The organism is Chloroflexus sp., from assembly GCF_034432675.1.
In the GTDB taxonomy this organism is placed as follows: Bacteria; Chloroflexota; Chloroflexia; order Chloroflexales; family Chloroflexaceae; genus Chloroflexus.
In genome coordinates this window covers 22914-33003 of record NZ_DAOUBI010000014.1, presented here as the reverse complement: position 1 = coordinate 33003, position 10090 = coordinate 22914, and the positions used below count along the sequence as shown (strand labels likewise).

Annotated in this window: 9 protein-coding genes; 3 read left to right on the top strand and 6 right to left on the bottom strand. The window is 58.2% G+C overall.

What is annotated here, in order from left to right; all coding sequences use genetic code 11:
* Positions 1-292: 292 nt before the first annotated feature.
* The 3 genes from VAE55_RS01475 to VAE55_RS01465 all read left to right on the top strand — a co-directional run bounded on the left by VAE55_RS01475 (position 293) and on the right by VAE55_RS01465 (position 4135).
* Positions 293-1852, top strand: coding sequence for a tetratricopeptide repeat protein (locus VAE55_RS01475; RefSeq protein ID WP_322814056.1), 1560 nt, complete (start codon positions 293-295; stop codon positions 1850-1852).
* 102 nt (positions 1853-1954) lie between these two features.
* The gene (locus VAE55_RS01470; protein WP_322814055.1) at positions 1955-2770 is read left to right on the top strand and encodes a hypothetical protein; all 816 of its coding nucleotides are present in this window, start codon (positions 1955-1957) and stop codon (positions 2768-2770) included.
* A gap of 147 nt (positions 2771-2917) precedes the next feature.
* Entirely contained in the window at positions 2918-4135 is a 1218-nt protein-coding gene (locus VAE55_RS01465) for an AAA-like domain-containing protein (RefSeq protein ID WP_322814057.1), read from the top strand.
* Positions 4136-4266: 131 nt separating this feature from the next.
* Here VAE55_RS01465 and VAE55_RS01460 read toward each other — a convergent pair whose 3' ends face one another.
* The 6 genes from VAE55_RS01460 to ribD form a co-directional block, all read right to left on the bottom strand.
* Complete coding sequence (locus tag VAE55_RS01460; protein ID WP_322814054.1) at positions 4267-5220, bottom strand: TIGR01777 family oxidoreductase; 954 nt, start codon at positions 5218-5220, stop codon at positions 4267-4269.
* Between the two features lie 461 nt (positions 5221-5681).
* Positions 5682-5825 carry a hypothetical protein gene (locus tag VAE55_RS01455; RefSeq protein ID WP_322814053.1) on the bottom strand — a complete coding sequence of 48 codons (144 nt, stop codon included), beginning with the start codon at positions 5823-5825 and terminating at the stop codon, positions 5682-5684.
* Between the two features lie 778 nt (positions 5826-6603).
* Positions 6604-7071: a 6,7-dimethyl-8-ribityllumazine synthase gene (gene ribE / locus VAE55_RS01450; RefSeq protein WP_322814052.1), complete on the bottom strand. Its 468-nt coding sequence runs from the start codon at positions 7069-7071 to the stop codon at positions 6604-6606.
* Positions 7058-8266: a bifunctional 3,4-dihydroxy-2-butanone-4-phosphate synthase/GTP cyclohydrolase II gene (locus VAE55_RS01445; RefSeq protein ID WP_322814051.1), complete on the bottom strand. Its 1209-nt coding sequence runs from the start codon at positions 8264-8266 to the stop codon at positions 7058-7060. Before VAE55_RS01445 ends, ribE (VAE55_RS01450) begins: the two co-directional genes overlap by 14 nt.
* The gene (gene ribE / locus VAE55_RS01440) at positions 8266-8874 is read right to left on the bottom strand and encodes a riboflavin synthase (RefSeq protein WP_322814050.1); all 609 of its coding nucleotides are present in this window, start codon (positions 8872-8874) and stop codon (positions 8266-8268) included. The genes VAE55_RS01445 and ribE (VAE55_RS01440) overlap by 1 nt, the downstream gene beginning before the upstream one ends.
* Positions 8855-10030, bottom strand: coding sequence for a bifunctional diaminohydroxyphosphoribosylaminopyrimidine deaminase/5-amino-6-(5-phosphoribosylamino)uracil reductase RibD (gene ribD, locus VAE55_RS01435; protein WP_322814049.1), 1176 nt, complete (start codon positions 10028-10030; stop codon positions 8855-8857). The genes ribE (VAE55_RS01440) and ribD overlap by 20 nt, the downstream gene beginning before the upstream one ends.
* Positions 10031-10090 lie beyond the last annotated feature (60 nt).

Sequence of the window (10090 nt, the reverse complement as noted above, 5' to 3'; positions counted from 1 at the left end):
GGGATCACGGTGTGGAGTGAATACCGGTCCCAGCCCGGATTGCCCGTGACGCATGGTTTGGAGTGCGGCAGCCATACTGCCGCAGCAGCCGTGCTTCCAATCCAGGGCGGATCGCAGCGGTCACTCTACCGGTTACGGCAACCCCACGGGTCCAGACGTGCCGCTGTGGTGATAAAGGTGGCAACTTTGGTTATAGTGGGAAAAACAGCTTCTCTAACATTCGCTCGCGATCTGCCGAATACACCAGCGTAAACGGTAGGAGCGTTGTTATAGCCATACGTTGCCGAAAACAATGACTATCGCAACGAACCCCTACATTGCAGGAAAACCGGTTGGAAAAACGCCGAACTTTATCGGTCGCGATGATGTGCTGCGCGAGGTCGAGCGTTTTCTGCGTAACCCTCACCAGCATGCACTGACCCTGTACGGGCAACGCCGCATTGGTAAGACATCAATTCTCCACTACCTGGAGGGTACGCTCCCGCAACGCGGCGATTACGTGCCGGTCTTCTTCGACCTGATGACACGGGCCGATACATCTCTCGATGGCATTCTGGGTGATCTGGCCCGCACGATTGCCGACAGGCTGCACTTGCCCGACCGGGTGCCCGATCCGCCGCTGACACGGTCGCTCCACACGACCTTTCTCTCCAGCGTATTTGCGCAGATGCCGGAGAGCGCAACGCTGGTCTTGTTGCTCGATGAGTTTGACGTCCTGGATAATACGCAAAATCCATCACGCGGTTTCTTCAATTACCTGCGCGAATTCTTCCGCAGCGACTTTCCTCGGCTGAAGTTTGTCTTCGTACTGGGCCACAACATTGACGACCTGAGCAATATCGTCTACGGCCTGTTCAAAGATGTACCTTCAAAACGCATCTCCTTTCTCAGCGAACAGGATATCGCTGCCCTGGTACGCCTGTCCGAACGGCAGGGGAGCCTAGACTGGAGTGATGAGGCAGTACACGCTGTCTGGCAACTGACCGGCGGCCATCCCTTTCTGACACAGGCGTTGTGTGGTGCGGTCTGGGATGCAGCGTATGATCAGAGTGACACGCCAGAGCCGGTACAGGCAACTGCGGTTGAGCATGCAATTACGCCGACACTGGACGGCTATCGTCACGCTCTGGAATGGATTTGGAACGGTCTGGGACCGGCAGAAAAGGTAGCCGCCGCAGCGCTGGCCGGGCTAGGCCAAACCATTGTTGACGAAGAGCAACTGGTTGCAGTGCTGGATGAGAGCGGAGTACGCATTGTACTTCGTGAGTTGCGTGAGGCACCGAAGAAATTACAAGACTGGGATATTCTGGTGTCGGCTAATGGTGGCTATCGGTTTCGGGTAGAACTGCTGCGGCGCTGGATCGCGCTGAATAAACCGCTGTCCCGTACCCAGGAAGAGCTGGATCGGATCGAGCCGCTAGCAGACAACCTGTACAACGCAGCACGCATTCTGTATAACGACAACAAATTACAAGAAGCTGAGGTGGAACTGCGGCGGGTGCTTAACCTGAACCCCAACCACTCCGGCGCACGCGAATTGCTGGCCGAGCTGTTGCTCTTTAATAACCGGTGGACCGAGGCCCAAACAGAGCTGGAGACCCTGTTCGACATAGCGCCGCGCAGAGCACGCTCGCGGCTGAAGCAGGTCTACCTGGAACAGATGAAGAGCGCAACCGGCCCGGAACAACGCCGGGCGTTGATCGACCGGGCCTGGGAGCGACTGGCGGATGACCCCGACATCCGCAGCGAACATCACCGCCTGTACCGAGAACTTGGTGCCAGTTACGAAGCACAAGATCGGTTGAGCGAAGCCTTGCAGGCTTATGAGCAGGCTGAAGATATACCGGCCTAGGAGCGTATCCGTACCCGTATCCGCCGGCAAGCGGTACAACAGGCACTGACTGAACTGGAACAGCTTCGCCGGCAACGCGACTACGCAACCGCCAAAGCACGGTTGCATCAACTGGCCACCGCTTACCCAACCGATCACGACTGGCAGCGCGAACAGGTCACCCTGGAACAGGATATTCGCCTCGACGAGCTGTATCGGCAGGCGTTAGGCGCAGTGCAGCAAGAAGACTGGAATAGCGCCAAAACGTTGCTGGCTGAGATCATTGCCCTTGATCCCGACTACGAAGAGGCCAGTCGCTATCTATACTGGGCCGTCTACGGTATTGATCCCCAATCGGAACTGGAACAGCGCAACAGGACGATTGCTCACCTTGAGGCAGACCTGACCCAACGTGATGAGACCATTAAGCAGTTGCAAAGCGACATCGCCCAACGCGATAAGACCATCAAGCAGTTACAAAGCGACATCGCCCCTTCACCACCTCCCCAACTCTCGCGCTGGAACCCACTGGACGGCCTGCGCCTGCTATGGTGGACGTTCATGCAGCCCGCCTTGATCAATCAGTATATAGCGGCACACGGTGAAACATCGTTACGCCCGATAGCCGACCGGCTGGTATATCTCCTGGCGTTTGGCCTGCTCCTTATACTTTCACTGGACGTCAACTTTGGGATGATGGGAGAACCATCCCCGGCGTGGCTTGAAAGGCTGGCAGAACAGCAAGATACCCAGCTATGGCAAATCCAACCGTGGATGCCACCCACCATCATGCTGCTCTGGTTCACTTGCTGGTTGCTTAATGATATGTTTACTAACAGCGAGTCGGCGGGTGGCGTGGCGGGCGGCGTGGCGCTCGGCGTGGCGCTCGGCGTGGCGCTCGGCGTGGCGCATATAGCTGAACAAGCTATTAAACACTAGCGTGCCCAACCCTGGCCGTTGGCTGTACTGGGTCTGAGCTGGCTGTTTCTGATCTTTGCCGGTAGTGGTGGTCTGGTCTGGTTGAGTAGTGGACGGTGGCCGGTACCGGTCTGGCCCTACTGACACTGACATGGTATCGTGACAACAATGAACCCGTTCATCTTCGGCAATCCGGTGCGTGGAAAAACCTTTGTCGGTCGGCAACAGGCGCAACGACAGGTATTGACCGCATTGAACCAGGGGAGTTCCGTCCTGATTACCGGCGAACCCCGCATGGGTAAAACGTCATTACTATTGCACATCCAGGATTACTTTGCTGCCGGTGCCACCGAAACGCCTGTCTGGGTGCGTTATCTCGATGCTCACACCCTGTATGGGTGGAGCGTACCACAGTTCTGGCAGGCGGCCCTGGAACCGGTGCAGGGTCTGAAGGAGGTTCGGCAGGCTTTCCTCAGAGCAGAGCGCGAGCGCTTTGGTGCGTTTGTCCTCGAAAGCCTGTTTCACCAGTTGCACCAGGCCGGTCAGCGTCTGATTTTGCTGATTGATGAGTTCGATGTTGTCCTGGATGAACCGGGTCTGAACCAGACCGAGTTTTACGGCGGGTTACGCTCGCTGGCAACCCGTTTCCCCTCGCTGAGCCTGGTCGTTGCGGCCAGACAATCGCTCGATGCGCTCAACCAGCGCACTCAGGAATATAGCCGTAGCAGCTCGCCCTATTTCAATTTCATGAAAGAGATCACCATTGGCCCGTTCACCCATGTCGAGATTGATACACTCTTTGCAGCCGCGAATGTTCCCTTCACCCGCCAGGAACGCGAGTATCTGGCCCGTCTGAGTGGTGGTCATCCATATCTCCTGCAGGTGGCGGCTCATTTCTGGCACTGGTTCTCCTCCGACTACCCTGATCTCAAACAACGCTGTGAACAGGCCGTGAATGAGACTTTTGCCCAGGTGGAAACCATCCTGCGTGGTACCTGGCGGCTCTGGACGCCCTACCAGCAAATGGCTTTTACGCTGGCTGCACTAGAGGCCATACCAGGGCTGATCCCTGATCGTGAGTTTGATGTGAACTATCTGCTGACCGATCTCCCCAACCTCGCCCCCGAACAGCGGCAACTGATACAGCGTGGGTTTCTGAGAGAAGATGCCAGGTACCGCTGCGGTGTGAGCCCGGTCGGCGGAATGATGACCTGGTTTCTAGCCGAGGAGCTTATTCGCCTCCTCCGACCTGCCGATCCCAGTATCGCCGAATGGTTACGGGCGCAGCAGTGGGATGGCTATCTGAAACCAGGTGAGCGTGAAGCGTTCAATAGCACTCCTGGCCTTCAAGCCACTATTGGAGAACGGTCTGAATGCCTTCGTTAAGGCTACCGTTGAGGCATTTGCCAGGAGGGTAACGAGGGGATAGCGCGTATCAAACACAGTGTAGCTCAAACGCCGTTGGTGACATACAGACAAGGTTGACAGGCTTTAACGCACGCGATCCCCCAGCCCGCTCAGCGCTTCACCGGCTCCGGCAGATCGAGCAGATCGCGGAGAGCCGGTTCCAGGGTCGGAAACCGGAACTGATAGCCAAGGTCAAGAGCTTTGCGAGGAACGGCATTCTGACCGTAGACGACCAGATCGGCCATTTCGCCCAGCGCAATCCGCAAACTGAATTCAGGAACCGGTAGCCAGGATGGTGAGCCGAGCACTTTCCCGACAATCGCGGCGAAGTCTCGGTTGGACAGCGCACCCGGCGCAGCAGCGTTGAGTGGACCACGCACCTGATCGTTTTCCAGGGCAAAGCGAATTAAGCCCACCTCATCGTCGGGATGAATCCAGGGGTAGACCTGCGTACCGGGCAGAATGGGGCCACCGGTCAGGAGTTTAAAGGGCAGCATAATCTGCGGCAACGCTCCCGATGTGGGATCGAGCACCAGACCAGTGCGTAGACGCACGGTACGCACGCCATATTCTTCAGCGCGCACGGCTTCCGCTTCCCACGCCACGCAGACCTGCGCCAGAAAATCACGCCCCGGCGGCGCGTCTTCGGTGAGCGGGGTGTTGTCGCGATATGGGCCGTAGTAGCCAACTGCCGACGCACAGACGAAAACGCTAGGTCGCTGCGACGCGGCAGCGATGGCATTGACGATACCACGGGTGCCAATCACCCGACTGTCGCGAATCTCCGCCTTGTATTCGGACGTCCATCGTTTGCCGAGCAAACCGGTCGAAATCGGTGCCCCGGCCAGATGAACCACTGCCCAGGCGCCATCAATGGCAGCCGCCCATGGCCCCTGTTCAGATGGCTGCCAGGCAATATAGTCGGCAGCACCGGGCAGGGTTGACCGTGCCCGCGCCGGGTCGCGACTGAAGATGACCAGGTGGTAGTCGTTGCGTAGTTCAGCAACCAGCCTGCGCCCGATGAGGCCGGTTGCGCCAGTGATGATAATGCGTTTTGTGCTCATACTTTTATCGTACCCTGCATACGTAACGGTGTCAATGGTCGGCTTCGGCTAAAGTCGTGCGTTACTATGGGTGAGACGTACATCGTTCAGCACCGAATAGTCGTTCGCCTGTGCGCCTGGCAGATGCTTCAGCCCACCAGTCAGGTGGTGAGAGGTAAACGTCCGCTTTCCGCACTGGTGTGCTGAGCTGAGATAATGCGCATCATTCAGGCCGTTACACTCGTACTTGAGTGGCAGGCTGCTGGCGGGTCCTCACAGGTACACTGACCGGTTCAGTGCATTCAACGCTCAGGTACAGTGCCAGCGTGATGGTTGGCAAGCAGGTGATGGTGGTGCGACATCCAGCAGGGCGCAGAGATACGCCCCCACCTCAGCCCGCCCTGCTGGGGGCGGGTGTACATTCTCGGCTCCTCCCCCCAGCGGCTATGCATTACCTACAACTGGTGTCAACCATGGGTGTATCAGCGCGTATGATCGCCATGGATGCCGTTTTGGGCGACTGGCCAGGTGACAGTGCGCCGCTCCAGCCGTGCCAGCACGTGCTGGATGAATTGCTTTACCCGTTCGTCATACGTGTGTCGCGCGGTTTGGAGTGCGGCAGCCATGCTGCCGCGCCAGTCGTACTCACGATCTGGCGCGGATTGCAGCGGCCTCCGCGCCGGTACGTGCCCCTATGATGGGGATGGCTGAACGCAAGCCGGTAGCCTGCCCCACAGCATGCTCGTGCCGGTGGTGTGTAGAGGCGGGTTCCGTAGGGGTGGGTTGAGAACCCGCCCCTACGAACGGTACCTGTACCGTTCACCTGACTATCCACGGGATGCGGTGGATGGGAATGTCTTGCATCGCGTGCAATGGATGGTTGTTCAGAGGTGATCGCAGCCGCTACGCTCCCCGCTCTCGCGCAGCGCTATGCATCACCCATATCCAGGTTGTCACCTTCTTCGCTCGTGAGCAGCGCCTATCTCATTGTGCGCGATCCTGGGCACTATCGTGTTGCATCGCTGTCGCGAGGGTCTCACGTCACGCATGGGCAGCGGATGGTCGTAGTGGTAGCGGCGGTAGACAGTGTATCCGACCGTGGGGCAAGCTGAAAGCCTTCCAGCGGGGCCAGCACCTGCCGGCGGTGGCGAGGATGCCTCCACGCAGGCCAGAAGCCTGCGCCACGGGGAACGCGTGCAGCCTGGCATAACGCAGCGTGACATGTGGGTAATGCATAGCCCTAGCGGGGGTAGGTTGGGAGGAGGACAGGTGGTGAGCGCACCGGAGGTGTGCGCTCCCAGGGTATACCGGGGCTTGCGTACCACGATGAAGCACTTAAAGGCACCGCGCGAGGGTGATGGTAGGTGGCGTGCCACAACTCATATTAAACCGGATTCGATACCATCAGCCATTTAGCCTCCGCAGCAGCGTAGCCATCTCAATCGCAGTGGTAGCCGCTTCAAAGCCTTTGTTGCCGGCTTTGGTACCGGCACGCTCAATAGCCTGCTCGATGGTGTCGGTGGTGATAACGCCGAAGATACAGGGAACACCGGTTTGCAGGCTGACCTGGGCAATCCCACTACTGGCCGCAGCAGCAACGTGCTCGTGATGCGTGGTGGCTCCGCGAATCACGGCACCGAGGGCAATGATTGCATCGTAGCGACCGCTTTCGGCCAGACGACGGCATACCAGCGGCAACTCAAATGAGCCTGGTACCCAGGCAATGTCGATATGATCGGCAGCTACACCATGCCGAAGCAATCCATCTTGTGCACCTGCGAGCAGGCGGTTGGTGATCAGATCGTTCCAGCGACTGACGGCAATCGCAATCTGTAAGCCATTGCCGATATACGTACCTTCATAGATGGTCATAGATGTTCTCCAGTTGATGACCTAGACGATTCCGTTTGGTGAGAAGATAGGCAATGTTGTGCGGATTTGGTGTACCACAGACGGGAACCTGCGTCACTGCAAAACCAAATTCACGTAATGCAGCCACTTTCTGCGGGTTGTTAGTCAACAGATGAACGTTGCGCACACCGAGATCGGCAAGAATCTGGGCACCAACCGTATAGTCGCGCAGATCGGCAGGGAAGCCGAGTTGTTCGTTTGCGGCAACGGTGTCAAATCCCTGTTCTTGCAGGGCATAAGCGCGCAGTTTGTTGTGCAGGCCGATGCCGCGACCTTCCTGTCGCAGGTAGATCAGCACCCCACAGCCGGCAGCAGCTATCTGACGCAGCGCGGTATCGATCTGCTCGCCGCAATCACAGCGGAGACTACCAAACACATCACCGGTCAGGCATTCAGAGTGCAGGCGGGCCAGAACCGGCTGATCGGGTTTGGGATGACCGATGACTAGTGCAACTGCTTCGTAAGGTGCACAACGAGCGCTGTACGAGACTGCGTGAAACGCACCATAACGGGTTGGAAGCTGCGCTTCGGCCATGCGCTCAATCAGACGTTCATGGCGTTTACGGTAGGCGACCAGTTGGTCGACGCTGATGATCTTGAGGTCGTGTCTGACAGAAAAGCGGACAAGATCAGGACCACGGGCCATCGTACCATCGTCATTCATTATTTCGCAGATGACACCGGCCGGTTGCAAACCCGCCAGCCGGGCCAGATCAACCGCCGCTTCCGTCTGACCACGCCGCTCCAGAACACCGTTGGGCGCGGCCCGCAGTGGAAAGACGTGACCCGGTTGCACCAGATCGTGCGGGCCGCTGTTTGGATCAACTGCTACGCGAATCGTCTGCGCCCGGTCGGCAGCCGAGATACCGGTGGTAACGCCACGAGCAGCTTCAATCGACACCGTAAAATTGGTACCGAAACGGGTCCGATTCTGGCATACCATCGGCTCTAGTCCCAGACGGTCGGCTATCTCGCCGGCGAGTGCCAGACAGATCAGACCCCGCCCTTCGCGCGCCATAAACGCGATCGTTTCAGCAGTGACATGTTGCGCAGCACAGGCCAGATCACCCTCATTCTCTCGATCAGCATCATCAACGATAATGATCATCCGGCCAGCCGCGTAATCGCGCAGCGCTTCTTCGACTGATGCGAACATTAGCGAGCCTCCTGCCGATACGCCTCAAGCAGGCGTTCAACATACTTGGCGATAATGTCAACCTCGATATTCACCAATGCTCCCACCGGCTGGCGGCCCATAATGATTGCCGATTGGGTATACGCAACCAGGGCGACGGTAAACGTCTCGCGCCCCATCTCGGCCACCGTCAGGCTGACGCCATCAACCGCGATGTAGCCTTTTTCGACAATATACGGTAGCAAAGAAGCCGGCGGTCGGATCGTTACCCGCTTTGAATCACCTTCGGGTACAATTGTCACAATCTCGCCAACACCATCCACATGCCCCTGCACATAATGCCCACCCATCCGACCGCCAAACGCCAGTGCCCGTTCGAGATTCACTGGGTCACCGACGTGCAGCCGGCCCAAATTGGTGCGGCGCAAGGTCTCTGGACTCAGGCCAACAGTGAAGCTATCGGCGGTGAGTGCTGTCACCGTCAGACAGGTGCCATTGACGGCAATGCTATCGCCGATGCGAGTTCCTTCAAGCACAGTGCGACAGGTAATCGTCAACCGGTTAGCCTGATCTTGCCCACTCACGATATGGGCAACGGTTCCCATCTCTTCAACAATGCCGGTAAACATCAGCAACCTCCTCAACATCCCACCACGGTGCATCAACTGCTGTGGCTATCAACAACGTATCTTGGTCGTATTGTTCAAGCCGCCGGAGGCGATAATTACGAGCCATCGCCATGCCGGCGACACCAGGCCCGACCATCGGTCCCGGCGCTAGGGCATCGTTCACGACGCGAGCACCGATAAATGCCCAAATCTCGTCAATCAAACGCTCTGCATGCAGTGCACCGAGCAGCGTAGCTCCGCCTTCAACCAGCAGGTGGTTGTAACCTTGTTGAGCCAGATAGTGCAACAACGGTGCGAGAGCAACTCGCCCGGTTGCATCTGGAGGGAATTGCACAACCTGCACACCACGGGACTGCATGGCAGCCAGCCAGCCTGGCTCATACTGGACACAAGCGATGAGCGTCTGGCCGGGAAGATCGCCACTCACTACACGGGCGTGCAGTGGTGTCTGGCCGCGACTATCAACAATGACCCGCAGGGGGTGGCGCGATGTGCGCCAGTGTTGATCAAGGCGCGTCGTCAATTGCGGATCATCATTGCGGATAGTACCAACACCCACCATAATCACATCCACCTGATCACGCAGCCGATGCACTTGCGCACGGGCTGCCGAATCGGTGATCCAGCGGCTATCACCACTCGCGGTTGCAATGCGGCCATCGAGCGTCATGGCATACTTTGCGGTTACCAGTGGACGACCAGACTGTACCCGACAGCGAAACGGAGCCAGTTGCCCGGCTACAGTTGCCGCGCCGGTTGTGATCTGGTGAACCTCAATCCCGGCAGGCTGCAAAACAGCGGCTGCCCCACATCCCATCCGCGGATCGGGATCATGGGCAATGAAGAAGACACGCCGAATCCCGGCAGCGATAATTGCCTCGGTACAGGGCGGCGTGCGTCCATAGAACGTGCATGGTTCGAGCGTGGTATAGAGGTCGGCCCCGCGTGCCCGCTCACCGGCTGCGGCCAACGCTATCCGTTCAGCGTGTGGACCACCGGCAGGCTGGGTTGCACCAACCCCAACCACCTGCCCATCACGCACGACCACCGCCCCGACCGGCGGATTGGGGCTGGTACGACCAACAACCGCAGCCGCCTGTTGCAGCGCCAGGTCTACGGCATATTCGAGAGTGAAAACGTGTGGCTGATGGTTCATCGCGACACCCCTGAACACACCTTCGGGGCATCGCGGAGGAGACGGCAACACAGAGTCAGC